Source organism: Vagococcus martis, assembly GCF_002026305.1.
Classification (GTDB): domain Bacteria; phylum Bacillota; class Bacilli; order Lactobacillales; family Vagococcaceae; genus Vagococcus; species Vagococcus martis.
On record NZ_MVAB01000001.1, the window covers coordinates 1,806,021 to 1,832,589 of the forward strand.

The 26,569-nt window shown below is 33.9% G+C and carries 24 protein-coding genes; 20 read left to right on the forward strand and 4 right to left on the reverse strand.

Annotation, left to right across the window (positions count from 1 at the left end; translation table 11 throughout):
- Positions 1–6: 6 nt before the first annotated feature.
- Both BW731_RS08800 and BW731_RS08805 read left to right on the forward strand, forming a co-directional pair.
- On the forward strand, positions 7–390 hold the full coding sequence (locus BW731_RS08800; RefSeq protein ID WP_079347416.1) for a DUF4430 domain-containing protein: 384 nt from the start codon (positions 7–9) through the stop codon (positions 388–390).
- Between the two features lie 10 nt (positions 391–400).
- A complete protein-coding gene (locus BW731_RS08805; protein ID WP_079347418.1) occupies positions 401–919 on the forward strand; it encodes an ECF transporter S component in 519 nt (172 codons plus the stop codon).
- A gap of 172 nt (positions 920–1,091) precedes the next feature.
- Here BW731_RS08805 and BW731_RS08810 read toward each other — a convergent pair whose 3' ends face one another.
- The gene (locus tag BW731_RS08810; RefSeq protein ID WP_079346503.1) at positions 1,092–2,369 is read right to left on the reverse strand and encodes an ISL3 family transposase; all 1,278 of its coding nucleotides are present in this window, start codon (positions 2,367–2,369) and stop codon (positions 1,092–1,094) included.
- 192 nt (positions 2,370–2,561) lie between these two features.
- On the reverse strand, positions 2,562–3,536 hold the full coding sequence (locus BW731_RS08815) for a LacI family DNA-binding transcriptional regulator (RefSeq protein WP_079347419.1): 975 nt from the start codon (positions 3,534–3,536) through the stop codon (positions 2,562–2,564).
- Between the two features lie 102 nt (positions 3,537–3,638).
- Between BW731_RS08815 and BW731_RS08820 the strand changes: the two genes are divergently transcribed.
- The 9 genes from BW731_RS08820 to BW731_RS08860 all read left to right on the forward strand — a co-directional run bounded on the left by BW731_RS08820 (position 3,639) and on the right by BW731_RS08860 (position 16,206).
- Entirely contained in the window at positions 3,639–5,072 is a 1,434-nt protein-coding gene (locus BW731_RS08820; protein ID WP_079347421.1) for a 6-phospho-beta-glucosidase, read from the forward strand.
- A gap of 248 nt (positions 5,073–5,320) precedes the next feature.
- Positions 5,321–7,204, forward strand: a complete 1,884-nt coding sequence (locus BW731_RS08825; RefSeq protein WP_079347423.1) for a beta-glucoside-specific PTS transporter subunit IIABC — start codon at positions 5,321–5,323, stop codon at positions 7,202–7,204.
- A gap of 108 nt (positions 7,205–7,312) precedes the next feature.
- Complete coding sequence (gene licT / locus BW731_RS08830; RefSeq protein WP_079347425.1) at positions 7,313–8,149, forward strand: BglG family transcription antiterminator LicT; 837 nt, start codon at positions 7,313–7,315, stop codon at positions 8,147–8,149.
- A gap of 324 nt (positions 8,150–8,473) precedes the next feature.
- Positions 8,474–8,548, forward strand: a complete 75-nt coding sequence (locus BW731_RS13085; RefSeq protein WP_079348613.1) for a potassium-transporting ATPase subunit F — start codon at positions 8,474–8,476, stop codon at positions 8,546–8,548.
- A 4-nt stretch (positions 8,549–8,552) separates the two neighbouring features.
- Entirely contained in the window at positions 8,553–10,235 is a 1,683-nt protein-coding gene (kdpA, locus tag BW731_RS08840; RefSeq protein WP_079347426.1) for a potassium-transporting ATPase subunit KdpA, read from the forward strand.
- Between the two features lie 23 nt (positions 10,236–10,258).
- Positions 10,259–12,310: a potassium-transporting ATPase subunit KdpB gene (kdpB, locus tag BW731_RS08845; protein ID WP_079347428.1), complete on the forward strand. Its 2,052-nt coding sequence runs from the start codon at positions 10,259–10,261 to the stop codon at positions 12,308–12,310.
- Positions 12,311–12,321: 11 nt separating this feature from the next.
- Entirely contained in the window at positions 12,322–12,852 is a 531-nt protein-coding gene (locus BW731_RS08850; protein WP_079347430.1) for a potassium-transporting ATPase subunit C, read from the forward strand.
- Between the two features lie 14 nt (positions 12,853–12,866).
- Positions 12,867–15,515, forward strand: coding sequence for a sensor histidine kinase (locus tag BW731_RS08855; protein ID WP_079347432.1), 2,649 nt, complete (start codon positions 12,867–12,869; stop codon positions 15,513–15,515).
- Between the two features lies 1 nt (position 15,516).
- The gene (locus tag BW731_RS08860) at positions 15,517–16,206 is read left to right on the forward strand and encodes a response regulator transcription factor (RefSeq protein WP_079347434.1); all 690 of its coding nucleotides are present in this window, start codon (positions 15,517–15,519) and stop codon (positions 16,204–16,206) included.
- Positions 16,207–16,232: 26 nt separating this feature from the next.
- Here BW731_RS08860 and BW731_RS08865 read toward each other — a convergent pair whose 3' ends face one another.
- A complete protein-coding gene (locus BW731_RS08865) occupies positions 16,233–16,850 on the reverse strand; it encodes an FUSC family protein (RefSeq protein ID WP_233120456.1) in 618 nt (205 codons plus the stop codon).
- A gap of 9 nt (positions 16,851–16,859) precedes the next feature.
- Complete coding sequence (locus tag BW731_RS08870) at positions 16,860–17,489, reverse strand: hypothetical protein (RefSeq protein WP_079347438.1); 630 nt, start codon at positions 17,487–17,489, stop codon at positions 16,860–16,862.
- A gap of 120 nt (positions 17,490–17,609) precedes the next feature.
- On the opposite strand from BW731_RS08870, the gene BW731_RS08875 reads away from it, so the two are divergent.
- From BW731_RS08875 to BW731_RS08915, 9 genes are all read left to right on the forward strand, one after another.
- Entirely contained in the window at positions 17,610–18,572 is a 963-nt protein-coding gene (locus tag BW731_RS08875) for an aromatic acid exporter family protein (protein WP_158080193.1), read from the forward strand.
- Positions 18,573–18,692: 120 nt separating this feature from the next.
- Positions 18,693–19,253, forward strand: coding sequence for a hypothetical protein (locus tag BW731_RS08880; protein ID WP_079347442.1), 561 nt, complete (start codon positions 18,693–18,695; stop codon positions 19,251–19,253).
- 5 nt (positions 19,254–19,258) lie between these two features.
- A complete protein-coding gene (locus BW731_RS08885) occupies positions 19,259–19,996 on the forward strand; it encodes a M15 family metallopeptidase (protein ID WP_079347444.1) in 738 nt (245 codons plus the stop codon).
- A 3-nt stretch (positions 19,997–19,999) separates the two neighbouring features.
- Entirely contained in the window at positions 20,000–20,629 is a 630-nt protein-coding gene (locus BW731_RS08890) for a glycoside hydrolase family 73 protein (RefSeq protein WP_079347446.1), read from the forward strand.
- A gap of 56 nt (positions 20,630–20,685) precedes the next feature.
- Positions 20,686–21,381, forward strand: a complete 696-nt coding sequence (locus BW731_RS08895) for a beta/alpha barrel domain-containing protein (RefSeq protein WP_079347448.1) — start codon at positions 20,686–20,688, stop codon at positions 21,379–21,381.
- Positions 21,382–21,520: 139 nt separating this feature from the next.
- Positions 21,521–21,907, forward strand: a complete 387-nt coding sequence (locus tag BW731_RS08900) for a DUF1149 family protein (protein ID WP_079347450.1) — start codon at positions 21,521–21,523, stop codon at positions 21,905–21,907.
- A gap of 81 nt (positions 21,908–21,988) precedes the next feature.
- Positions 21,989–23,902, forward strand: coding sequence for a coiled-coil domain-containing protein (locus tag BW731_RS08905; protein WP_079347452.1), 1,914 nt, complete (start codon positions 21,989–21,991; stop codon positions 23,900–23,902).
- Between the two features lie 2 nt (positions 23,903–23,904).
- Positions 23,905–26,079, forward strand: coding sequence for a Tex family protein (locus BW731_RS08910; RefSeq protein ID WP_079347454.1), 2,175 nt, complete (start codon positions 23,905–23,907; stop codon positions 26,077–26,079).
- Between the two features lie 13 nt (positions 26,080–26,092).
- Positions 26,093–26,539, forward strand: coding sequence for a SprT family protein (locus BW731_RS08915; protein ID WP_079347456.1), 447 nt, complete (start codon positions 26,093–26,095; stop codon positions 26,537–26,539).
- The last annotated feature ends 30 nt before the right edge of the window (positions 26,540–26,569 follow it).

Sequence of the window (26,569 nt, forward strand, 5' to 3'; positions counted from 1 at the left end):
AATAAAATGAAAAAACTAAATCGTTTGGTATTAGGAGCAACTCTGATTGTTACACTTGCAGGATGTGGAGCAAAAGACAATCAAAAAACGACAGAATCTAGTGAATCTAGTGCTAAAGTCAGCATTGTTTTAAAAGAAGAAGATAAAGAATTTGATTCAAAAGAAGTTAGTGTGAAAGAAGACGCTGTGTTATATGATGTATTAAAGGATAATTACGATATAGAAGATACAAAAGGATTTATCACCTCTATAGATGGTCATAAGCAAGATGAAAAAGAGAATAAATATTGGTTATATACAATCAATGGAAAACAAGCTGAAAAAGGTGTACAAGAAACAAAGGTATCTGACGGAGATAATGTCGTATTTGATTTATCTAAATTAGATTAGGAACGTGCTTATGTTTAAAAAAATAAGTACAAAAGAGATTACGATGATTGCGTTATTGACCGCTTTTTGTGTTGTCGGACGAATGTTAACAACTTGGATACCTAATGTACAGCCTATTACCGCAACGTTGATTCTTGTGGCGTTATACATGGGTGGAATTCAGGCGATGGTCATTGGAGCATTATCTATTTTGATTACTAATTTTTATTTAGGGATGGGGATTTGGACTATTGCCCAGATACTATCTTTTTGGACGATTATTTTATTGGTTGTATTGCTAAAAAGAATAATCCCTATTAAGACTAGCTTTTTTATGCAACTAGTAGTAAGTGGTTTATCAGGATTTTTCTACGGATTTTTAATTTCTGTTATGCTAGCACCATTTTTTGGCGTACAAAACTTTTGGGCTTACTATATTACAGGGATGAGCTTTGATATGATGCATGCGTTTGGTACAGTTTTTTTCTATGCTATATTGAAAAAGCCATTTGTTCACATTATTGAAAAAGAAATAAATACAAGAGGCTGACCCAAAAGTAATTTTTAAAATGAAAATCACTAAACTAACAAAATAGAAATCCCATGAAGTCAGTGTTTTAAGGCTCTATGTCAAATCGTGTTGATGGACAATAATATTGATGAAAAAGTCTCAAAAATGAAATAGAATTAATTGAAGTGAGGGAAGAAATTCTCTCGCTTTTTTATTTAACCTGAAAAACTTGATTTTGAATCAAAAAGATACGTCGTTTGAATAGTAGAAAGTTTCGATAGCCATAGGCCACACGTTTAATCACTTTAATTTTATTATTAATGCCTTCTAAGAAACCATTTGAATAGGAGTATTTAAAGGCATTCATGACTCCTTGGGAGAACTTACCAAATATCTTGAATTTATCTTTAAAATACTTTGGTAATTCAACAGGTATCTTTGAACATAACTCTAAAAATAAAACATAATCGTTGGTTCTATAAGCATACTTCAATTCTTGCATAAAATGATACGCTTTTTTTAATAGAGAACTATAAGAAAGTAACTCATCTACCAATTCGGTAGATGACATATTTCTCTTGAATAAAGGACGATAATAAAAGTGTTTATAGTTTAATTCAGAACTGTCCTTTAAAAGGAGTTTCCAATAACGCTTTAATCTTCGATACTGCTTTCCTTCCTCTTGATTGTGGCGTTTTAGCTGTTTCATTTCTTTTATTCTTAAGGTGTTGAAAGAGCGGTTAATATGTTGAATGATATGAAATCGATCTGTAACGATTTCGGCGTTTGGAAAGACTGTTTTTAATAGTTGACCGTAACTTGCATTCATGTCCATGACCAAAAATCTTACTTTTAGACGTGATTTTCTGGAATACTTCATAAAGTAAGAAACCAACTTATGCAATCTTTTATCAGGTAAGATATCGATTATTTTTTTAGATGCCGCATCAGCACAAATAAAGCTCATTCCAGCATGACAATCAGAAGTAGAGCTAAACTCATCTACACAAAGAGCTGTGGGCAAGAAGTTAAAATTAGGTTGCTGATTATTCGTAAATGATACTAACACACGTTTAACAGTATTTTCAGAGACACTGTGGTATTCTGCGATTTTTTTACGTGATTGATTCTCTTTTAAGTCAAAGGCAATTTGGTATTTAAGCTGTTTAGAAATTTGACAATAGTCATCTACTAGAGAAGTAGAAGCACTGAAAGTTGATCCACAGTTTCTACAAAGGTAACGTTCTCTGTGAAGTTTTAGATAAGTTGGGCGACGTTCAACTTCAGGCAATTGACTAATGGTTTGATACGTTCCATTTTTAACGGATTGATAACATCCACATTTCTTGCATTGCTTATCTTTATTCACTAATCTTCCTGTAATCATGTTAACTGAGCGGTTGTTTCTCGCTTCGCGAGACAACCAATCCTCATTAAAAATAAGAGAATCATCTGTTAAATTGAGTAGTTTTCTTGTATTATTATCCATAGGGGTATTCTCCTTTGTAATGTTAGTTATAGTCGACTTAATTTTACCAATAAGAATGCCCCTTTTTCTATGCCTAAAATAAAAAATCGCATTGATAGAATTTAATCTATCAACACGATTTAGTGTACAGCCTGTTTTAATAAGCTGATTTCATGGGATTTTTCTATTTCAAGACTTTTGAGTCATCCTCCTTTATTTTGTGGACGAACGAATGACTAAATCTTGTGTAATATCTTTGGGTTTAAAATCAAGTTGTTTTAGTTGGCTATGGAGATAGTTAAAGCAATTTAAGGCTTGTGTTTCTAAATGACAATCAACCGTAGTCAAATGAACAATCTCACTGATAGTACTGTTATCAAATCCCATAATTCCAAGGTCTTCAGGTACTTTAATTCCTAATAGTTGTAATTCAGAAATACACTCAGCTGCAATAAAATCGGTATAAAAAACGAGTGCATCAGGCTTATGTACAGAGCTAGCCCATTTTTTTGCTATATGTCGTCCAGTATTAAGATGACTAGAGTTTACAAATATCCAATCGTAGTCTTTTTTTAATTCTGGATGATAGTCATAGAAATGATTGAGAGCTTTAATGCGGGCAATAGTATTTTTGTTATTTTCATCTCCTAAAATGTGACCAATTGATTGATAACCACGTGTTAACAAAAATTCTAGTGACATAAGGTAACTCTCATATTGATTGACATAAGACGAATAAATATCTGGAGAATCAATTCGATGCCATGTTGAAATAGGACCAAATTTTTTAAAAGGGATAATTTTATCCCATGAATTGCTTCTTGTAAAGATAAAAACAGCATCAACTTGTTTGTACTTCATTAAATTAAGCGCATCTAACTCTTTATCCTTATCTCCTCCAGTTACATACAAATTAACGTAGAAATCGTGGTTTAGAGCTGTTTTAGTAAATTCATTTAAAAAGATACTGGTATGTTGATTAAAGTCATGAGAAATAAAAGCTATGGTTTTAGTTAATCCTGACTGTAAATTACGTGCTAGCATATTTGGAATATAGCCTAATTCATGCATGGCTTTTTCAATTTTTTGTCGTGTTTCTTGACTAACATATCCTTTGTTAGAAACGACACGAGATACGGTAGACTTTGAAACACCTGCTTTTTTTGCTACATCAATAATTGTTGTCATACAAAGACCTCCATTTACAAAAATTATACCAAAAAAAACTTGACATGGGAATGTTCCCACAAGATAGAATGAACGTACAAACAAATATAAGGAGGAAATACAATGGGATTTAGACAAGATTTTTTATGGGGTGGCGCAACAGCTGCTAATCAGTGTGAAGGAGCTTATCGTGAAGATGGTCGAGGGTTAGCAAATGTTGATTTAGCTCCAGTTGGAGAAGATCGTGCCGCAGTTATTACTGGCGAGATGAAAATGTTTGATTTTGATGAACAACATTTTTATCCAGCCAAAGAAGCAATTGACATGTACCATCGCTACAAAGAAGACATTGCTTTATTTGCCGAAATGGGATTTAAAACATATCGCTTATCCATTGCTTGGTCTCGTATTTTTCCAAAAGGTGATGAAAAAGAACCAAATGAAGCAGGATTAAAATTTTATGAGGATTTATTTAAAGAATGTAAAAAATATGGGATTGAACCATTAGTTACGATAACTCATTTTGATTGTCCAATGCATTTAGTTGAAAAATATGGTGCATGGAGAAGCCGTGAATTAGTTGGTTTTTATGAAAACCTGTGTCATGTTATTTTTAATCGTTATAAAGGTTTAGTAAAATACTGGTTAACGTTTAATGAAATTAATATGATTTTACATGCCCCATTTATGGGAGCAGGCCTTTATTTTGAAGAGGGTGAAAACAAAGAACAAATCAAGTACCAAGCTGCTCATCATGAATTACTAGCTAGTGCGATTGCCACAAAAATTGCCCATGAAGTTGATCCAGAAAACAAGGTAGGATGTATGCTTGCTGCAGGAGCAAACTATGCTTATACTAGTAAACCTGAAGATGTTTGGGCGTCAAGAAAAGCTGATAGAGAAAACTATTTCTTTATTGATGTTCAATCTCGTGGGGAGTACCCGGCTTATGCGCTAAAAGAAATGGAACGAAATGGTATTACCTTACCAATTCAAGAAGGCGATTTAGAATTATTGAAAGAGCACACTGTTGACTTCGTGTCATTTTCTTATTATTCATCAAGATTGCAATCGACGGATCCAGCTGTGAATGAACAAACGAGTGGTAATATCTTTGAGTCACTTAAAAATCCTTATTTAGAGTCAAGTGAGTGGGGATGGCAAATTGACCCACTAGGATTAAGAATCACGTTGAATGATTTATACGATCGCTATCAAAAACCATTGTTTATTGTAGAAAATGGATTAGGTGCAGTGGATACACCAGATGAAAATGGATATGTAGCAGATGATTATCGTATTGAGTATTTAGCAGAGCATATCAAAGCGATGAGAGATGCAGTTGAAATTGATGGGGTTGATTTATTGGGTTATACGACTTGGGGATGTATTGACTTAGTCAGTGCGGGTACTGGTGAAATGAAAAAACGTTATGGATTTATTTATGTAGATCGTGACAATGAAGGAAATGGAACACTTAATCGAAGTAAGAAAAAATCATTTGATTGGTATAAAAAAGTCATTGCAACAAATGGAGAAGATTTGAGCAATAGCTAATTATTATGAAGGCTTCAGATTTTTTCTGAAGTCTTTATTTAAATAAAGTACATTTATTATTTACAAGAAAGCGGAAACATGTTATTATCTGTATGTAAAGGATTGTAACTGCTAAGCAGGCAAGACCTAAATTGAATGAAATAGTGAACGACAAGATTAGTCTCAGTATATGTCTGGGATTAGTTTGCGTAGACTATTTTAGTCAGTTTAGGTCTTTTTTGCATTCAAAAATGTAAGGAGGAATTATTATGGCAAAGCTTTCTAATAGAGAGTTAGCGACACAAGTTTTAGAATTAGTTGGAGGAAAGGAAAATGTGAGTAGTGTTGTTCATTGTGCAACACGCCTACGTTTTAAATTGAAAGATGAATCAATTGCTAAGACTGAAGAAATAAAAAAAATACCAGATGTTATCCAAATCGTTCAAAGTGGAGGGCAATACCAAGTTGTAGTAGGAAGTAGAGTATCAGATGTTTTTAATGAACTACTAGACGTATCTGGGCTTGGAGAATCAACAGAAGATGAGAAAAAAGATAGTAACATCTTTAATAAATTTGTTGACATTATATCAGGTGTTTTTACACCATTTTTAGGAGCACTGGCAGGAACTGGAGTATTAAAAGGGCTATTATCTATTTTATTATTGACAGGTGTTTTAACAGACAAGTCAGGAACTTATCAAATTCTTTATGCGGCATCAGACGGATTAATGCAATTTTTACCATTTGCTGTTGCGTTTACAGCTGCTAAAAAATTTAAAACAGATCCTTTTATTGCCTTATCAATAGCAGGAGCTCTATTATACCCATCTATCACACAAATGGCAGGAGAACAAGCAGCATTGTCATTTATGGGGATACCTGTCATCATTAGTCCAACAGGTTATATGCAAACAGTGATCCCAATCATATTGTTTGTTTGGTTACAAAAATATATTGAGAAATTTATGAAAAAAGTTATTCCTGAGTTTTTAAAAATTATTTTAGTCCCAATGTTTACTATTATGATCATGGTACCCTTAACTTTTGTTGCAATAGGGCCTTTAGGAACAATCATTGGAACAGGATTAGGAACAGCTTATACAGCAGTCTTTAATTTTAGTCCTATATTAGCAGGTGCAGTTATGGGTGGCTTATGGCAAGTGTTTGTAATGTTTGGGATGCATTGGGGTCTTATTCCAATAGCATTGAATAATTTGACACAATATGGTTTTGATACTTTAACGCCAATGTTATTAGGAGCTGTTTTAGCTCAGGCTGGAGCTGCTTTTGCGGTATTTATGAGAACAAAAAATGAAAAACGAAAAGCATTGGCACTTTCAGGAACGTTGACTGCTATTTTTGGTATTACGGAACCGACTGTTTACGGTGTGACTTTACCTCTAAAAAAACCATTTATTGCTGCTTGTATCGGTGGAGCTGTTGGTGGAGCGATTATCGGTGGAGCTGGTGTTAAATTATTTGCTAGTGGTTTAGTGAGTGTATTATCAATACCTGGCTTTGTGAGTACGATTGATGGTGTTGAATCCAACGTTATGATGGGAATTATTGGAAGTATTGTATCTATTGTTGTGGCATTTGTTATGACGTTGGTTATTGGATTTGATAAAGAAGTAGAATCCAATAATGAGGAATCAAATAACGTATCATCATCAGTTGGTACATCAGGTCAATCAGGATCAAGAGAAGAGTTAGTTTCTCCTGTAACAGGTGAGGTTGTTCCGCTGTCTGAAGTCAAAGACGAAGTATTTTCTTCTGGTGCGCTAGGAAAAGGTATCGCGGTTAATCCAACTATCGGTGAGTTATATGCACCAGCAACAGGAGAAATTACCACTGTATTTCCAACAGGACATGCAATCGGTATGACAACAAATGATGGTTCTGAGATACTGATCCATATTGGTATGGATACTGTTGAGTTAGATGGAAAAGGATTTGATATTAAAGCTAAGCAAGGGGATAAAGTAAATCAAGGTGATTTATTAGGATACTTCGATATTGATTATATTAAAGAAGCAGGAAAACCTGTTGTCACTCCAATAGTCATTACAAACTCAGATCAGTTTTTAGATGTCCTTACATTAGATCAAAAAGATATTGTATCAGGAGAAGAATTATTAGTGGTAATCAAATAACGGTGTTTTTATGATATGATAATTAATTCTGTAAAAAAACATTTATAGGATGTATAATAAAATGAGGATTAATGATAATATCACTGGTTTAAGAAAAGGACACAAGAGATGATTATAAAAAAAATTTTAAATAATAATGTGGTAATTTCTGATAATAAAGAATCTCAAGAAGTAGTTGTGATGGGCAAAGGTATTGCATTTAATAAAAAAGTTGGAGATAAAATATCTTTAATTGCTATTGATAAGATGTTTGTTAATCATTCTGGAAGCGAAAGACAAGAGATGGAAAAATTGGTCGAAAAAATACCACCAGATATCATCGAAGTATCTAAAGAGATTATGTTATTAGCAGAAAAAGAAATTGGTTATAATTACTCTGAGAAATCTTATTTAAGTTTAACGGATCATTTGTTTTATGCTATAGAACGGGCTCGCGAGAAGATTTCACTTCCTAATCCATTATTATTTGATATAAAAAAGTTTTATTCAAAAGAATTTAAAGTCGCTTTAAAAGCGGTTGAAATTGTGAAGGATAAGCTAAATGTGGACATGACAGAGGAAGAAGCAGGTGTGATAGCTTTGCATTTGGCCAATAGTGTGACAGATTATCAGGATATGGCTACGACGATGAAAAATACAGAAATTGTAAAAAATATTCTTAATGTTGTTAGGCGATATTTTGGATGCGAGTTTGATGAAACCTCTACTAACTATCAAAGAATGGTTACTCATATTCAGTTTTTTGTGCAACGTATCATGAATAATGAGTTAAGTGAAGAAACGGATGATTTTCTTTATGAACTAGTGCAGTCTAAATATCCTGAGGCGTTGCAGTGTAGCTTAAGAGTGAGAGATTATCTATTGACTAAGCGAGATATCACTATCGGACAGTCAGAAATAGTTTATTTAACCATTCATATCAATAGAGTAATAAGCCATAAATAGTGTTGAGAGGCTGACCCAAAAGTAACTTTTTCAATCAAAATCACTTAACTATCAAAATAGAAATCCCATGAAATCAACGTTGTAATTAACGGATTTCATGGGATTTTTTATATTCTAATACTTTTTGGTCAGCCTCTTTTTTATATCATAAATTAAACATAAGAGGAGTTACTTAATATAATAGAAAGGGCTACAAAGATACTAATAACTGAATAGATAGTACAGGTGTAAAGATTGTATAAAGATAAAAGTAAAAGTTTAACACTATCTTTATAAAAAGCTTGTTATGATGTGTTCATCTTAAAAAAAAGGAAGGGAAAATAGATGATCATTATCTCGTTTATTGTAGCAGTCGCATTACTAATATATTTATTTTATCAGTTATTTTGGGGGGATTAGTGAAATGAATCAGGTATGGATGATGCAAATCATATTTTTCATCGTGTTAATTATTATCGCGATACCTTTAGGACGTTACATAAATAAAGTCATGACGAATCAGAATAATCTACTAACAAAAATCGTTCAACCAATAGAACATTCTGTGTATAAATTTTTAGGTCCAGTATCAAAAGAATCAATGAGAGGAAAAGATTATGCCATAAGTGTATTGATTTTTAGTGCTATCTCATTTGTTGTCTTGTTTTTAATGTTAATTTGTCAGGGATTTTTACCATTAAATCCAGAAGGGCTACCTGGTTTAAGTTTCCCTTTAGCGTTTAATACAGCCGCAAGTTTTGTCACCAATACAAACTGGCAAGCTTATGCTGGAGAGGAAACGTTATCCATTTTTAGTCAAGCGATTGGGTTAACCGTTCAAAACTTTGTTTCAGCTGCCATTGGTATTTCAGTATTGTATGTGTTGTTACGTGGTTTTAAAGAAAAAACAACGAAATATTTAGGTAATTTTTGGCAAGATATGACACGCGTTATTTTATATATATTAGTTCCATTGTCACTTGTGGTGTCCATTATTCTATTATCACAAGGTGTGGTTCAAACATTATCGACTTCTGTTGAGACAACAAGTTTAGAACTAGGAGAAAAAATATTCTTACCACTTGGAACAGTTGCCAGTCAAATTGCGATCAAACAACTTGGAACAAATGGTGGTGGCTATTTTGGAAGTAACTCGGCCTTTCCATTTGAAAATCCAACCATTATCAGTAACTTTGTTGAAAATATCTCTATCTTGTTAATTCCTGTTGCATTGATTGTTGCCTTTGGTGTGTTTGTTAAAGATTGGAAACAAGGGCGCACAATTATGATTGTATCATTTGGTTTTTTAATCGCAGCTATGATTGGTGTGACGTTAACGGAATACTATGGTCCACAATACAGCAATGTCATTGGTCAACTAAATATGGAAGGAAAAGAAACACGATTTGGTATTGGTTGGTCAAGTTTATGGGCGGTTAGTACAACAGCTGCATCGAATGGATCAGTTAATGCAATGCTAGATAGTTTTACACCACTTGGAGGATTAATCCCAATGTTCTTAATGCAGTTGGGAGAAATTATTTTTGGTGGTGCTGGTAGTGGGTTATACGGCATGATTGTGTTCATCATGTTAGCCATCTTTATTGCAGGGCTATTAGTTGGTCGTACGCCAGAATATTTAGGGAAAAAAATCGAACCATTTGATATGAAAATGGCATGCTTAGTTATTTTAACCCCATTACTCCTAACATTGATTGGCACGATGGTATTTATCTTAAATCCTGATGCGATGAATGATTTAACTAATTCAGGTCCGCACGGGTTCTCGGAAATATTATACGGTTTAACCTCGCTTGCAAATAATAATGGTAGTGCGTTTGCCGGTTTAGCGACAAATACAGTCTTTTTGAATATCTTAGGTGGCGTGATCATGCTGTTATCACGATTTATTCCGATGACTGCGATTATCTTTTTAGCTAGTCATTTAGGTAAGAAAAACGTGGTTGCAGAAAGTTCAGGGACATTATCAACGACAAATACAACATTTATCGTGATGTTAATTATTACGATTTTAGTTATTGGTGCTCTTAGTTTCTTACCATCTATGGCACTAGGACCAATTGCCGAATTCTTTTTAACGAAATAACTCAGTAAGGAAGGAAATAAATCATGGAAAATAAACAACATATTTTTCAAGATGCCTTAAAAGCATCAATAAAAAAATTATCACCAAAAGTACAAATTCAAAATCCGGTGATGCTTGTGGTTTATATAGGGGCAGTGTTATCCACTATTATCTATTTTTTAAGCTTTATGAGTGATCAAGGAGCAGATCCTTTCTTTATTTTTGTGATTGCTTTAGTATTGTGGTTGACAATTCTGTTTGCTAACTTTGCTGAAGCTATCGCAGAAGGACGAGGAAAAGCACAAGCTGCGAGTTTAAAACAAGCGAAACAAGACGTCTTAACACGTAAAATTAATTCGATTGAGGATATCAAAACACAACAATTTATCTCACTAAAATCATCCGATTTGAAAAAAGGTGATTTGGTCTATGTTGAAGCTGGTGAACAAATTCCAATGGATGGAGATGTCGTTGAAGGGGCCGCTTCAGTGGATGAAAGTGCCATTACGGGTGAATCAGCTCCTGTTATTCGTGAATCTGGTGGTGATAGAAGTGCTGTGACAGGTGGGACAACTATTGTATCTGATTTTTTAGTAATAAAAGTTACATCAGAAAGTGGCGAATCATTTTTAGATAAAATGATTTCAATGGTGGAAGGAACAGAACGTAAAAAAACACCAAATGAGATTGGGTTGCAAATCATTTTAATCATGTTAACGATCATTTTCTTAGTCGTATCTGTCACATTATTACCATTTACGAAGTTTTCAAGTGAGTTGGCTGGACAAGGTGAGATGCTAAATCTTATTACTGTCATTGCCTTACTTGTTTGTTTGGCACCAACCACGATTGGTGCACTTGTTTCATCAATTGGGATTGCCGGAATGAGTCGTTTAAATAAAGAAAATGTTATTGCGATGAGTGGACGAGCGATTGAAGCGGCTGGTGATGTGGATATTTTATTATTAGATAAAACAGGAACAATCACCTTAGGAAATAGACGAGCAAGTGAATTTTTACCGGTAGATGGTGTGAAAGAAGAAGAGCTAGCCGATGCCGCGCAACTATCTTCTTTAGCCGATGAAACAGCGGAAGGTCGTAGTATTGTTGTCTTAGCAAAAGAAAGATTTGATATTCGTGGTAGAGAATTAAATGACCAAGAAGTCAACTTTATCGAGTTTACTGCTAAAACGAGAATGAGTGGGATTGATTACCAAGGTGATGAAATTCGTAAAGGGGCAGCCGATACGATGAAAAGCTATGTAGAATCACTAGGCGGTACGTATCCTGAATCATGCGACAAATTAGTTCAGCGAGTTGCATCAGAAGGTGGCACGCCACTTGTTGTCGTGAAAAATAAACAAGTGTTAGGTGTCATTTATTTAAAAGATATCGTCAAAAATGGGGTCAAAGAAAAATTCGAAGACATGAGGCGTATGGGGATTAAAACCATTATGATTACAGGTGACAATCCAATGACTGCCGCAGCGATTGCGGCTGAAGCAGGAGTAGATGACTTCTTAGCTGAGGCAACGCCAGAAAATAAAATGAGTTTAATCAAAGATTATCAAGAAAAAGGTCACTTAGTAGCAATGACAGGAGACGGAACAAATGATGCACCGGCTCTTGCTCAAGCAGATGTGGCGGTGGCGATGAATACAGGGACACAAGCAGCAAAAGAAGCAGGAAATATGATTGATTTGGATTCAAGTCCAACCAAACTAATCAGTATCGTCAAAATTGGGAAACAATTGTTGATGACGAGAGGAGCATTGACAACGTTTAGTATTGCCAATGATATTGCAAAATATTTTGCGATTATTCCCGTTTTGTTTTTCAGTATTTACCCATCATTAGAAGCGTTAAATATTATGAACTTAACAAGTCCAACGACTGCAATTTTATCAGCAGTCATCTATAATGCGTTGATTATTATTGCGCTTATTCCTTTATCACTTAAAGGGGTGTCATACAAAGAAAAACCAGCTAATAAAATATTAAGTCATAATTTATTAGTATATGGACTTGGTGGAATTATTGCGCCATTTATTGCCATAAAATTAATTGATATGTTCTTAACTTTGATTATTATGTAGGAGGGACAACCATGAAAAAAATTATCCTAGCGTCATTAAAAGGTGTGTTGATTTTTACCTTAATTTGTGGTGTATTATATACATCAGTTGTAACAGTAATTGGTCAAACATTCTTTAATGATAAAGCGAATGGTAGTTTAGTCACTAAAGAAATTGATGGTCAAAACGTAACGGTAGGCTCAAGCTTGATAGGTCAAACATTTTCAGAAGATAAATATATCCATGGTAGACCACAAGAAGTGAGTCAATTATCACCAGTGTCAGAAGAACAAAAAGAAAAAGTAGCTAATCGAGTAAAAGAATCAGGAAAAGAAAATGTTCCAGTTGATTTAGTGACAGGTAGTGCTAGTGGTGTTGATCCGCATATTTCGTTATCATCTGCAATGTTTCAAGTTGAACGCGTAGCAAAAACAAGAGGAATAGATGAAGAAGAGATAAAAAAAGTCATAACAGATCATGCAGAAGGTGGCTTCATTAGTGGCACAACGGATAAACGTGTAAATGTTTTAGCTGTGAACCTCGCACTAGATGAACTAGGCTAAAAGGTGGCAAGAATATGGATGAGAGGCAAAGTGCCCAAGACATTCTTGAAAAAGTAAAAAAAAGTGAAGAGCGTCAGAATAGAGCAAAATTAAAAGTATTTTTTGGCTACGCAGCTGGTGTGGGGAAAACCTATGCGATGTTAAAAGAGGCACACGAACTTCAAGATGAAGGAATAGATGTCCTACTTGGTTACATCGAACCTCATGCCAGACCAGAAACGAAACAATTGGTAGAAGGCTTGCCGATATTATCAACAAAAAGCATTCATTATAAAGGCATTGATTTGCAAGAGTTTGATGTCGATGAGGCTTTAAAAAGACATCCAGATGTGATATTAGTCGATGAGTTAGCTCACACAAATGCTCCAGGCACTCGAAATAAAAAAAGATACCAAGATATCGAAGAGCTACTAAAAGCAGGAATAGATGTTTACACGACAGTCAACGTGCAACACATAGAAAGTTTGAATGATATTGTGGAAACGTTGACTGGAGTAAAAGTACAAGAAACGGTGCCAGATACTTTCTTTGATAACAGTTCATTAAAGGTAATTGATATTGAACCACAAGAGCTGATTGATCGCTTAGAGCATGGCAAGATTTACACAGAATTTAATGCCAAAAACGCACTGTCAAATTTTTTTAAACCAGAAAATTTATCTGTCTTACGCGGGATTGCCATTCGTCGAGCATCTGATCATATCAATGTGATGAATCAACAAGAGATGGTACAACCAACAGGAATTCATACGAAAATGTTGACCTTAATAGATGATACTCATCTAGGTATGACCGAAAAGTGCTTGCGATGGACATCACGCTTATCAACGGCTTTAGGAAGTGAGTGGCTGGTTTTAGAAGTAGTTGAAGATTTATCAGATCACGATGAATCAGAAAGTGCAAAATTAGCTAAAAAATTAGGTGCAGAAGTGGTTGTGGTTGAGAGTGATAATTTTTTAGAGACAGTTGTCACGTTCACTAAAAAATATAATGTCACAGATTTAGTTATGGGAAAATTAATCAATCGTTCAAAACTAATCCGTCTTTACCGCGCACCATTAGAAGATGAGTTGATGGTTTTATTACCTGATGTGGATATCCATTTAGTACCTTACAAATCACAAAAATATATTGTTAATGAGTTTAATAAAGAGAAAAAAAGTAAACCGTTCGAATTCTATTGGCGTGATTGTTACGTCACCATATTAGGTTTGTTACTAGCCACTGTTTTTTCAGAATATGGAACTTATCTTACTCTGGGTGATCAAAACATCATTTTAGTGTACCTACTTTATGTGATGTTAGTCGTTCGTCTAACGAAAGGGTACATATGGGCTATTGTATCGTCTGTTTTAAGTGTCTTAGTATTTAATTGGTTCTTTGTTCCACCGTTGTTTTCTTTTTCAGTGTATAAAGAAGGGTATATTGTGACGCTTGTTATTATGTTATTTGTGGCATTATCAATTAGTAACTTAATGGCGCAAATTAAACGACAAGCTATGTATGCCATCAAACGAGAACAACAATTAGAAATCCTTTATGAGCTGAATAAAAAATATTTATCTGTTCACACGAAAAAAGAAATCATGGAAGTAACATCTCATTATTTATCTGAGACATTAGATAGACGTGTCGTGTTGTATGGTGAGGAGATATTAACCCCACAAACATTAAACGAAGAAGATTACATTGGTGGAATAGATGAGTTAGCTGTGGCGAACTGGACATTTATCAATCAAAAAAAAGCCGGTTACGGAACAGACACCTTAATGGGATCAAAATCATTATATATTCCTGTTTTATCAAATGGTGTAACGTTAGCTGTCATGGGAATAGAGAGCAATAAACAAAAAGTTATGACGGATGATATTGTCATGTTTTTAGAATTAATTTCGACACAACTTGTTTTAGCAATTGAGCAAAATAATCTCGTAATGGATAAACAACGAATAGTACTAGAAAATGAAAAAGAACGGATGAGAGGAAATTTACTTCGTGCGATTTCTCATGATTTAAGAACACCGTTAACTGGCATATCAGGATCAGTTGAGACTGTATTAAACGATTTGAACTCGGGTGAGTGCCATATTGAAATGGATCGTAAATTATTAAGAGGAGTCCAAGATGACGCTGACTGGCTGATTCGTATGGTAGAAAACTTACTATCTGTGACTCGGATTAACGAAGAAACGATGAAAGTTAAAAAACAAGAAGAAGCAGTTGAAGAAGTGGCATCAATTGCCTTACAACGAATTAAGAAAAGCTATCCCGAAGCGACAATTATCAGTCATTTACCAGAAGACTTTTTACTTGTCCCCATGGATGCGATTTTGATTGAACAAGTATTGTTTAACTTGATTGAAAATGCCATTAAACATTCTAACAGTCAATCGCCTATTTATTTTGATGTAACTTATTCAGATAAAGAGGTTTGTTTTAGTGTGAAAGATAATGGCATAGGTGTGACCGATGAGCAGCGTGCCTATTTATTAAATGAATCTAAAAAACAAGACACCCCCATTGATTCAAAAAATGGGATGGGTATAGGGTTATCGATTGTTAAAACAATTGTTATGGCACATGATGGTCAATTATATGTTGAAAAAAATCCAGAAGGTGGGGTAATATTTTCGTTCACTCTACCAACAGGTGAAAGGAGCTAGTATGCCAACTATATTAATTATAGAAGACGATCAAGTTATTGCAGATTTTATGAAAGTGGTCTTAGAAAAAGAAAATCATACAACATACGTGGCTCATTCGGCTTTGGAAGGACTATCAATGTATCGTATGTGGCCGATTGATATGATATTGCTTGATTTAGGGTTGCCTGATCAAGATGGCTTAGAGCTGTTAAAACAAATTAGAAAAGACAGTGAGGTACCAATTATTGTGATATCAGCAAGAGATGATGAATTGACGAAAGTTGAAGCACTCGATTTAGGAGCAGATGACTATATAACCAAGCCCTTTGGAACACCTGAACTTTTGGCCAGAATCCGTACAACATTACGGCATTTTAATCAACGAGTGCAAACAGAAGAAGAAATAAAACTCATTCAAAACGGTGAGTTATGTGTAGATATAGAAAAGCATCTCGTGACAAAACGTGGTGAGACAATCCATCTGACACCAAACGAATATAAAATCGTTCAATTGTTGGCAGAAAATGTAGGAAAGGTTTTGACTCATTCTTTTATCTCAAAAAAAGTATGGGGTCCTTACACTAATGAGAGTAAAACCTTAAGAGTAAACATGTCTAACATTAGAAAAAAAATAGAAGATAATCCATTAGAACCTGAATATATCACAACAGAAATCGGCATTGGTTATCGAATGTTGGATAAACAATAAACCCACGCTAAAAAGCGTGGGTTTATTTAGTCTAATGGTGTATCAGCAGGGATATTTTTCTCCATAGAATCTATTTCTTCCTCTAAAGAGGCAACTTCTCTTTTTTTTATAGCAAGTTGTTCTTTCTTTTCCTCAAGTGTTTCTTCTTTGTCTTCCAAAGGTGACTTAATTAAGTAATTCCAAAGAATCGCAAATAGCGTACCTATGAACGTATCAATAACACGGTCAATTGCGTAGGTAAAAGAACTTGTTTTAGGAATCGAAAAACATAAAAATAAAAGAGTGGCAACACCACCAATAATGCCTTTTTCATTTTTTAAACGAATGGAAATGGTGATAGTGACTAAGACAAAAAATGGGACTAAAAAGATTTCACCAATTGATTGATTTGGTAATTTTAACAGACAGAGGTAGTATAAAATTCCCGAAATACCACCAATTGTATTTCCTAAAATTCTTGATTTTCCAAAGCTCATAGTGGTAGACATGTCTTCTCTTAAAGCAAATACAGCTGCAAGTGTCGCAACCATAGGGGACCCTCGATGTGTAATATGAAAAAAGATAATACAACACATGACGGCAATCGCAGTTTTTAATGTTCGTAGACCTATTCGATATTTTCCAATAACCATTTTGACGACCATTCTCCTAGTTTATTTATGATTTGATGGAGCTGATTTTTGATAGTCATTAATCAAATCTGTTGTGTAAGAAATATTTTGCAGAGTTTCATTGGTTACGAGTAATGTCGCACCATTTGCTCTATCAATAGCTGAAAATAAGGCATCTGCCGTATCGACAGTGACATCATTATATAACTCTTTTTCTTGTGAAAGACTTGATTCTAGGTATAATTGTAAAGATTCGATGTTGTTGATTATAATATCAACGCTACTTTGTATGGCAACAAGTTTTGTATTATCCACATCAACTGCCTTTTTTGAAAGAATCGCTTTTAGTTCTTTATTGTAAGACTTAATCAACTTATTATCTTTTTTCAAAGTAGAGAGTATTTCCTCACGTTCGTCATAACTTTTATTTAAGCTACTCATGTCATTCCCTAAAATGTCTGTTAGATTTTTTTCATGAATCTCTTTGTCATAAGTTGTAGAGAAATGCTCGATAAGTGTATTTAAAGAGGAAATAGTTTGCTTTTCTTCTTTCAGTTGCTGATTGATATTCTCCGTAACGGTCACAGATTGATCTAATTCTTGTGTAATACCACACGCACTTAAAGTGAACACAAACACAGATAATATAAAAAATGATTTAATACGCGACATAATTTCCCCTCCTTAATATACCCTTATGATAAACGAAAGAGACAGAATTTTCTAGTATTTGACGAGAAACAAATTTTGACTTTAAATAGAGTAAGGATAAAGTGTGAAAAGAGGATGACAATGAAAATAGGATTACGCACAGTAAAAACGGCTGTCACAGCATCAATTGGTATATGGTTAGCAACTATTTTAGGGTTTAAATATGCCTCAACAGCAGGAGTTGTCGCAATTTTAAGTGTGACAAATACAAAACGATCGTCTGTAAAAATTGGGGTGGGGCGTATATTAGCATTTATACTAGCAACAATCATGGCCTATTTTTGGTACCATGTGATAGGATATACCCCACTTGCTTATTGCCTGTTGTTACTTTTTTACATTCCTGTTGCAGGTAAGTGGAAAATGCCAGAAATTGTTCCAATCAACTCAGTATTGATGACACATTTTTTAAATGAAAAATCAATGGCACCTTGGCTTATATTAAATGCATTTGGATTATTACTAATCGGAATTACGTTGGCACTTATTGCAAATTTGCATATGCCTAGTGTGAAAGAAGACATCGAAGAAAATAAACAAGTCGTCGATCAAACCATTCAAAAATTACTGCGTCAATTTTCGGAACTATTATATCGAAAAGATGTGGCAAATGAATGTAATGCGTTGTTAGAAGGCTTGTCAAAATCGATTAAACAAGGAAGACAACTATCAAAACGTCACATGGAAAATCAATTACTATCTCAAGACGAGTATTATTTAAGTTACTTTAATATGAGATTAAGACAATTTGAAACACTTGAAGATATGAATGAACTAATAAAACAAATTGATGTTGATAAAGATGTGGCTGAGAGTGTGGAGACTTTATTAATTAATATTGCCAACACTTATGCCGAAGACAATGATGGTTTGGCTTTAAAAGAAGAAGTATTAGAAGTATTTCAAATGTATGAAACTAAACCATTACCAACATCACGTTCAGAATTTGAAAATCGTGCTAAATTGTATCAATTGTTGTTACAAGTTCAAACTTTTATAGATATTAAAGTGAACTTTAGTCGAATGCATGAAAAAATGTTGTAGTTTTTTTAAACTTATATCATCAGGTAGTGTATTTGATTCAAAAGTCTACCTAAATATAGTAAAATGATATAAGATATCATTTTATTTATTGATTTAATGTAGAAAAGAGGATGACGTATTATGCATCAAGCAATGGTTAATATTATGTTAGACCGTATAAAGGATCAATTTATTAGCGAAGAGGTGTTTTGTAACAATATTTTAGAATTACCTGTAGCTATGTGGACGGATTGGAAAAAAGGATTAGTTCAGTTACCAAATGATAAAATGCAAAAGATAAAAAATCTGTTTTCCGATTATGAATGGATGTTACTTCATAAAATTGTTAGTCAGACGATTATGTTTCCAGAAAAAAGAAATTATGCAAGTGTCGAATACAAACGATTAAAAACAGTTATTGCAAATACATGGATAAAATCAGGTTTAGCTAATGTCGAGTTGATTACCCAACAACGTTTTAGTAATCAAGAGTTGTTAAATGCACCACAAAAACATGTAGTTGTATTACGTGTTGTGATGAATTATGGTGAATGGGGTTATGATGATATTTTAGAATTCTTCATGCCAGGAATTGTCCAACAACAAATTGAAGAATCTAAAATTGATTTACTAGAATGGCTAGATGAAAATTTAACAGATACTTATGCTGAAGAAAATGCTGAAGATAAAGGGAATGATTAGTCACTATGGCTAAAAAAGTATTTGTTGGGATTATAGGTTGTTTTATTGCGCTTGGAATATGGTTTAAAGTTGGGTCAAACCAACAAGCAGTCGAAAAAACAGAGGAAAGATCAACAAAACAAACAACAAAAATTAAAACAGATGATATTTATCCAGGTAACGCGTCAGATTGGAATTTAATCTTAGTAAACAAAGATAATAAAATTGAAAAAGAGCCTACTAATTTGAAAGAGTTACCTAATGGAAAAAAAATTGATAGTAGAATTTATGATGCCTTTAACGACATGGTTGAAGCTGCGAATAAAAAAGGTTTCAAATTAGTTGTGATCTCTGGCTATCGATCTGTTGCAGAACAAACAGCTATCGTGCAACGAGATATAGCGACATATAAAGCTCAAGGATTATCTGATGAGGACGCGAAAAAGCAGGCAATGGCATACTTAACAGAGCCTGGATTAAGTGAACATCATACAGGCTTAGCTATTGATATTTTAGAACAAGAATGGTACAACCAAGGAAATATGCTAGAAGGAGCGTTTGGTGACACTCCAGCTGGAAAATGGATTGAAGAAAATGCTAGTGAGTACGGCTTTATTGTACGATATGAACATGGAAAAGAAGATATAACCGGTATTAATTATGAACCTTGGCATATTCGATATGTCGGTAAAGCTAATGCGTTATACATGAAAGAACATAATTTGTCACTAGAAGAATATGTAGAAATGATTAAAAGTAGGTAATTTATGGCAAAAAAATACGCAAGAAGGAACAAACCTCGATATAAATTAACCTTACCTATATTGGTAGGTGCGTTGCTTTTGTTGGTAAGTATGGTTGTCTTTTTATTAAGTTTAAGAGGATTAACTAGTCCCACACAGACCATTCAGTCTGAAGAAACAAACACAACAAATAAGCAAGCTTTTATCGATGAAATTGTTCCAGTAGCTAAAGAAATGCAAGCCAGTCATGGGATTATGCCAAGTATTGTTTTGGCTCAAGCCATTCTAGAATCTGATTGGGGGACAAGTGAATTGAGTGCGAAATATAATAATTTATTTGGTATTAAATCATTTAGTCCCAATGATCATTCTATCAAGCTTGAAACCAAAGAATATAAAGATGGTAAGTGGGAAACTATCAAGGCTAATTTTAAAGTATATGCTAGTTGGTCTGATTGCATTAGAGATCATACTTTGTTATTTGTTCAAGGAGTTGACTGGGATCCTTATTTATATCAAGGCGTTCTTTTGGCAGATGATTATCAAACAGCAGCCAAAGCCTTACAAGTGGCAGGGTATGCAACTGACCCGGGTTATGCTGATAAGTTGGTATCACTTATTAAACAATATCAATTAGATCAATATGATCATTAAAGTTGAGCTTTAATAATGTATATTAAAGTTCAATTTATTTTGGAGGAGAAAAAGAAATGCATCGAGAAAAAAGAATTGCACCTGAAATTGTGACAAATTTACGAAAAGATTTAATTCACGTGCCAAATATTATTCGGAACTGTTCAGGTATTAAAATATATGGCAAACGTATAAAATCTATTTGTTATTCAACTGATATTGCCATTATTCGAAATATTGATGCCGATGCGGTGATTGCAGTATACCCATTTACTCCCCATCCAACTATAACAAAAGCGATCATTGAATCAGCTGACGTGCCAGTTTTTTCTGGAGTGGGTGGTGGACTAACACAAGGAAATCGGTCAGTCAATATGAGTATGTTTGCTGAAGCAAATGGATCAATCGGCGTTGTTGTCAATGCTCCCACACCTAAAGAAACAATATATGATATTTCACAAACTATTGATATACCTATTATTGGAACCGTCACATCAGAATTTACCGATATAGATGAAAAAATTGCAGCAGGCGTTCAAATCTTAAATGTGAGTGGTGGAAAACACACAGCTCATATTGTTCGTACTATTCGTGAGAGATACCCACTATTTCCAATAATGGCGACTGGCGGGCCAACAGAAGAGTCAATTATGGAGACCATTGAAGCTGGAGCAAATGCTATTACCTATACTCCTCCATCAAACGGAACATTATTTAGTAAGAAGATGCAGAACTATCGTGCAGTTGAGAAAGAAGAGCACGATATTGAATGATATTTTGAGCATTCAAATGAAACTCTGTATAAATAAATAGATATTTACATTTAAATATCGTGGCATTTCGTGTAGAATATAAAAGGTAGATAATTTATTTAGTTTTTTATAATGTTAAATAGACTTAGGAGAGAATAAAATGGAACTTAAAAGACAACAAGAGTTTGTACAATCATATCATTACGATGCATTACCACAAGATCATTCAGAAGAAACATCAATTAATGTGAGTTTAAATCCTTTTGAAATCACCGAAGAAATGGACATTGATCCAGAAAATAACTCAATTTTAGGTTTAAGAATTGAATTTAAAATTATATTAGAAAATGTTGCGATAAGCGGAGATGTAGCGCAGTTTGTTCAGACTGTAGGGCGTAAAGTAGAGAAAATAGAAGATTTATCTTCTGATGAAGTAAATACCTTAGTGCATCCGTTATTCGTTTTAATCGAACGTCTAACTTATGAAGTAACAGAAATTGCACTGGATAAACCTGGTGTACAACTTAACTTTTCTCAAGAAGGCTAGAAAGTCTAAAAAAGTGTTGTTGTATAACAACGCTTTTTTAGTATAATTATAATTGAGTTAACAAATAACGGAGGTAATATAATGGAAAAGGAACAGGGGAAAATCAGTATGCGTTTGTTTAAAAAAGAAAAAGTAAAGCCTCGAACGAAATCAATTATAGTGATGTCTGATAACCCCATACCAAATAAGCTTACTAATCAATTAGAAGTATTATTTGATCCAGTTTTTACTTATCAAATTAATCAGAGATTATCAGTTTTTTTTCATAGATGGCAAACGGTACTAGCCATTTATCCGATAAAGAAAGCTTTTTATCATATTAATGATATTGGATTTATTAAATTATATATTTCATTTGGTGTAACAAGTTTATTAGATGATGTGGAAATAAAACATTTTTTTCAAACAGTTCAAGAGTTATTGACAGCACCATACTTGGGTACTAATCAAGTAGAGACAAGTGTACCTACTTTTTCGTCAACATTAGAAAAAAAAGCTACTCCTCAAAAGAACACCTTACTTGCTCAAGATTCAGTAATAGACAGTTTACATGATAAATTATTAGAGCAAGACAAAAGAGTCAAGCAATGGAGCGATAAACAGGATAGAGAGCAACAAGCTTTAATGGCACAACTTGATGCGATTGAAAATGAGAACCGATTATTACAAGAGAATTTAGATAGGATTCAAACGAATGATTATTCAGGTTTTCAAACACAAAATGCGTTAAAGGATAAAGTAGAAAATAACGAACACCAAAGTATTGAATACAGAGAAAAATTTAAAGTGTTATCGCAAGAATTAGGTCAAGCTAACAAATTAATTAGTGAGTTAGAGCATAATAATACAGTTCTTAGTTCTTCTTTAGAACAAATGACTGAGACAAAAAATGCATTGAGTGTAAAAGAACAAGAACAGTCTAAAGAGTTGGCAACAATAAAAGAACGTTTGACTCATGCAGAAAGTGAAGTTCAACAATTAAAAGAATCATTAGAACAAGAACAATCTGAAAAAATAAGAGTTTTCGAGCAGTTACAAAGTGACACAAGAGAATTTGAGTCGACAATAGCTTATCAAGAACAACAACTAGTTACCGCATCAACGACTGAATTTAAAATGCAATCAACCATTGATGAGTTAACAATGGAAAAAGGCGAACAACAAGCCTTAATGCAAGCGTTAAGACTAGAAAAAGATTCTGTGAAAAATGAGTTAGATAAAGTAGTAGTAGAAAAAGAGAATATTATACACAGACTAGAAGAACAAAAACAATCTTATTGGGAATTGGAAAAGAAATTAAAAGAATGGATTGAAAAAAGCCAAGAAACAGAATCCTTATTAGAGGAAGAACGAGAGCGTTCAGAGTTTAATCAATCGAGTTTAATAAGTGATGCGGCAAATTTAAGAGAGTTAAATGAAAAATTAAACGAGGAAAATTTATACTATCAAGGAGAAATGCGTCGTTTGTTGAAAGAAGTTAATCGATTAAGTGATCGTGTAGCTTACTTACAACAATTTGTAGATCAAACGTTGGTTGAAGAAAAAGGAGAAATGATTGAAGAAGTATCTAAAATAAACAATGATGTGGAAGAAGAAAAACGTAAAAAACGCTATGATGATCAAGGAATATTAAAACTATTTCAAAAAGCAGATGATGCAGACTCAGAAGATATTAAAGTACCCATTGAAGAATATCGGGAATATCGTTTGTCACTCAAATTTTTAGAGTATAGATGGTATCAAGCAAATATCATGCAAGTAAATGCCACTGGTGAAAGTGAATTAACTTGGAGTGAGGTTTATGTATCAGAATCTGGTGAGTTCTTTGAAGATTTAGAAAATCTTGTTAAGATTCCATTACTATCAAAAAAATATGTTATTATGGATAAGGAAGTATTGTTACGCTTAAAAGCGTATCAAGCGTTATCTGATTATTTAGAACGACGTTATTTTAAATCAAGTAAGCATATTTTTGATAGGGAGACGAATGAATAACTATGCAAGACACACAAGTATTTGACATTTTAGAAAAAGAATTACCAAATATAAAAAGAAAACAAATTGACACCGTATTACACTTATTAAGTGAAGGTAATACGGTTCCTTTTATTGCACGCTACCGTAAAGAACAAACAGGAAGTCTAGATGAAGTTGAGATTAGAGAAATTGAAGAACGTCATGCCTATATAGAAGGTTTGGTAAAACGTAAAGAAGAAGTTATCAGACTGATTAGCGAGCAAGGAAAGCTAACAAAAGACTTAGAGAAAAAAATAAATGCAGCCAAAAAAATGCAACGAGTAGAAGATTTGTATCGACCATTTAAACAAAAACGTCGTACTAAGGCAACTATCGCAAAAGAAAGTGGTCTTGAACCATTAGCCGATTGGTTACTGACTTTTCCAGAAAATGGGTCTATAGAAGAAGAAGCAGCTAAATACATTAACGAAGAAAAAGAGATTAAGACATCTGAAGATGCGTTAGCTGGAGCACATGAAATCATTGCTGAAGTGATTAGTGATGAACCAGCTTATCGTGAATGGTTACGTGATATGACGAAGCAAACAGGTCTTTATACAACAAAGGAAAAAGATAAATCATTAGATGAAAAAAGTGTCTATGAGATGTACTATGACTTTTCTGAACCGATGAAAAAAATGGTGTCTCATAGAGTGTTAGCAACAAATCGTGGTGAAAAAGAAGGTGTCTTGAAAGTTGCGATTGAAATAGATAGCAACCGAGTATTTCAATACTTTGAACGCCATTTAATTAAGAGTGAAACAAGTGTTGCCACACCTTATATACGTGCAGCCTATGAAGATAGTTACAAACGATTTATAGCTCCGGCAATTGAGCGTGAAATACGTAATGAATTAACGGAAAAAGCAGATGAACAAGCCATCTCGATTTTTGGAGAAAATCTTAAAAACCTCTTATTGCAACCTCCTTTAAAAGGGAAAGTTGTATTAGGGTTTGACCCGGCTTATCGTACAGGTTGTAAGCTAGCTATTGTTGACCCAACAGGTAAATTATTGGCTGTGCATGTCATTTATCCACATAAACCAGCTAATGCTAAAAAACGTGAAGAAGCTAAACCTGAGTTTATTAAATTGTTAGAGGAATACAAGGTTGAAATGGTCGCAATAGGAAATGGAACGGCCAGTCGTGAATCAGAAGCATTTGTTTCAGAGTGCTTGAAAGAAATGAAACGACCTGTTTTTTATGTGATTGTTAATGAGGCAGGAGCATCCGTTTATTCAGCAAGTGATACAGCTAGAGAAGAGTTTCCTGAGTTACAAGTAGAAGAAAGAAGTGCTGTTAGTATCGGACGACGTTTACAAGATCCATTAGCAGAACTTGTAAAAATTGATCCAAAAGCAGTTGGTGTGGGTCAATACCAGCATGATGTTTCTCAAAAACGCTTAGGAGAACAATTGGATTTTGTTGTGGAAATGGTAGTTAACCAAGTAGGTGTCAATGTTAATACAGCCAGCGCCCAATTATTGCAACATGTGGCTGGTTTAAACAAAACAACGGCAAAAAATATTGTCATTTATCGTGAAGAAAATGGTGAATTTACTAGCCGTACTAATTTGAAAAAAGTGCCACGCTTAGGACCAAAAGCATACGAGCAATCAATCGGATTTTTACGTATTCCAAATGCTAAAAATATTTTAGATACAACAGGCATTCACCCTGAAAGTTATGGATTAGTAAAACAATTGCTAGAAGAATTAGCGATTGATATGTCTGAAATTGGTACTGAGGATACAAATGCGAAATTAGAAAACGTATCTGTTGAACAAATGAGTGAGACATTATCAGTTGGTAAAGAAACACTTGAAGATGTGATTAGTGCGTTAAGACAACCAGGACGTGATATGCGTGATGATTTAGCTGCACCACTTTTAAGAAAAGATATTCTTAAAATGGAAGATTTGAAACCAGGTATGCAGTTAGAAGGGACTGTCAGAAATGTAGTTGATTTTGGTGCATTTGTGGATATTGGAGTGAAACAAGATGGTTTAGTTCATATCTCAAAATTAAGCCAATCATACATTAAGCATCCAACAGATGTTGTGGCAGTTGGAGATGTTGTGACAGTGTGGATAGTAGATGTAGACGTACAAAAACAACGCATCACACTGACAATGATTGAACCAACTCAAAAATAAGGAGTGACACTAGGTGAACGATGGTGAATTACAGACTTTAGTAGAAAAAACGTCTCTAATGTATTTTGATAAGCCATTTCTTCATCAAGCTTCTTTTAATAAAAGATTGAAAACAACTGGTGGGAGATATCATTTATCTTCTCACCAGTTAGATTTTAATCCAGCTATTTTAGATGTCTATGATGAAGAGGTTTTAATCGGTATTATTAAACATGAGTTATGCCATTATCATTTACATTTAGAAAATAGAGGGTATAGGCATAGCGATAAAGAGTTTAAAGAACTACTTAAACAAGTTGATGGTTTAAGGTTTACCCCGAAACTTCGTGAACCACCAGAAAGAAAAGTCTATCTTATAGAATGTTCCAAGTGTAAGAAAACATTTCAACGTAAAAAACGATTGAATTTATCAAAGTACCGCTGTCAATGTGGTGGAAAATTACATTATTTATCAAAATAACTAAAATGTAGTGGAAAAAAACCAAAGATG

Excerpts from the sequence above, each read along its gene's own strand:
- BW731_RS08800 (WP_079347416.1), top strand. The coding sequence starts at position 7 with ATGAAAAAACTAAATCGTTTGGTATTAGGAGCAACTCTGATTGTTACA.
- BW731_RS08805 (WP_079347418.1), top strand. The coding sequence starts at position 401 with ATGTTTAAAAAAATAAGTACAAAAGAGATTACGATGATTGCGTTATTG.
- BW731_RS08810 (WP_079346503.1), bottom strand. The coding sequence starts at position 2,369 with ATGGATAATAATACAAGAAAACTACTCAATTTAACAGATGATTCTCTT.
- BW731_RS08815 (WP_079347419.1), bottom strand. The coding sequence starts at position 3,536 with ATGACAACAATTATTGATGTAGCAAAAAAAGCAGGTGTTTCAAAGTCT.
- BW731_RS08820 (WP_079347421.1), top strand. The coding sequence starts at position 3,639 with ATGGGATTTAGACAAGATTTTTTATGGGGTGGCGCAACAGCTGCTAAT.
- BW731_RS08825 (WP_079347423.1), top strand. The coding sequence starts at position 5,321 with ATGGCAAAGCTTTCTAATAGAGAGTTAGCGACACAAGTTTTAGAATTA.
- licT (WP_079347425.1), top strand. The coding sequence starts at position 7,313 with ATGATTATAAAAAAAATTTTAAATAATAATGTGGTAATTTCTGATAAT.
- kdpA (WP_079347426.1), top strand. The coding sequence starts at position 8,553 with ATGAATCAGGTATGGATGATGCAAATCATATTTTTCATCGTGTTAATT.
- kdpB (WP_079347428.1), top strand. The coding sequence starts at position 10,259 with ATGGAAAATAAACAACATATTTTTCAAGATGCCTTAAAAGCATCAATA.
- BW731_RS08850 (WP_079347430.1), top strand. The coding sequence starts at position 12,322 with ATGAAAAAAATTATCCTAGCGTCATTAAAAGGTGTGTTGATTTTTACC.
- BW731_RS08855 (WP_079347432.1), top strand. The coding sequence starts at position 12,867 with ATGGATGAGAGGCAAAGTGCCCAAGACATTCTTGAAAAAGTAAAAAAA.
- BW731_RS08860 (WP_079347434.1), top strand. The coding sequence starts at position 15,517 with ATGCCAACTATATTAATTATAGAAGACGATCAAGTTATTGCAGATTTT.
- BW731_RS08865 (WP_233120456.1), bottom strand. The coding sequence starts at position 16,850 with ATGGTCGTCAAAATGGTTATTGGAAAATATCGAATAGGTCTACGAACA.
- BW731_RS08870 (WP_079347438.1), bottom strand. The coding sequence starts at position 17,489 with ATGTCGCGTATTAAATCATTTTTTATATTATCTGTGTTTGTGTTCACT.
- BW731_RS08875 (WP_158080193.1), top strand. The coding sequence starts at position 17,610 with ATGAAAATAGGATTACGCACAGTAAAAACGGCTGTCACAGCATCAATT.
- BW731_RS08880 (WP_079347442.1), top strand. The coding sequence starts at position 18,693 with ATGCATCAAGCAATGGTTAATATTATGTTAGACCGTATAAAGGATCAA.
- BW731_RS08885 (WP_079347444.1), top strand. The coding sequence starts at position 19,259 with ATGGCTAAAAAAGTATTTGTTGGGATTATAGGTTGTTTTATTGCGCTT.
- BW731_RS08890 (WP_079347446.1), top strand. The coding sequence starts at position 20,000 with ATGGCAAAAAAATACGCAAGAAGGAACAAACCTCGATATAAATTAACC.
- BW731_RS08895 (WP_079347448.1), top strand. The coding sequence starts at position 20,686 with ATGCATCGAGAAAAAAGAATTGCACCTGAAATTGTGACAAATTTACGA.
- BW731_RS08900 (WP_079347450.1), top strand. The coding sequence starts at position 21,521 with ATGGAACTTAAAAGACAACAAGAGTTTGTACAATCATATCATTACGAT.
- BW731_RS08905 (WP_079347452.1), top strand. The coding sequence starts at position 21,989 with ATGGAAAAGGAACAGGGGAAAATCAGTATGCGTTTGTTTAAAAAAGAA.
- BW731_RS08910 (WP_079347454.1), top strand. The coding sequence starts at position 23,905 with ATGCAAGACACACAAGTATTTGACATTTTAGAAAAAGAATTACCAAAT.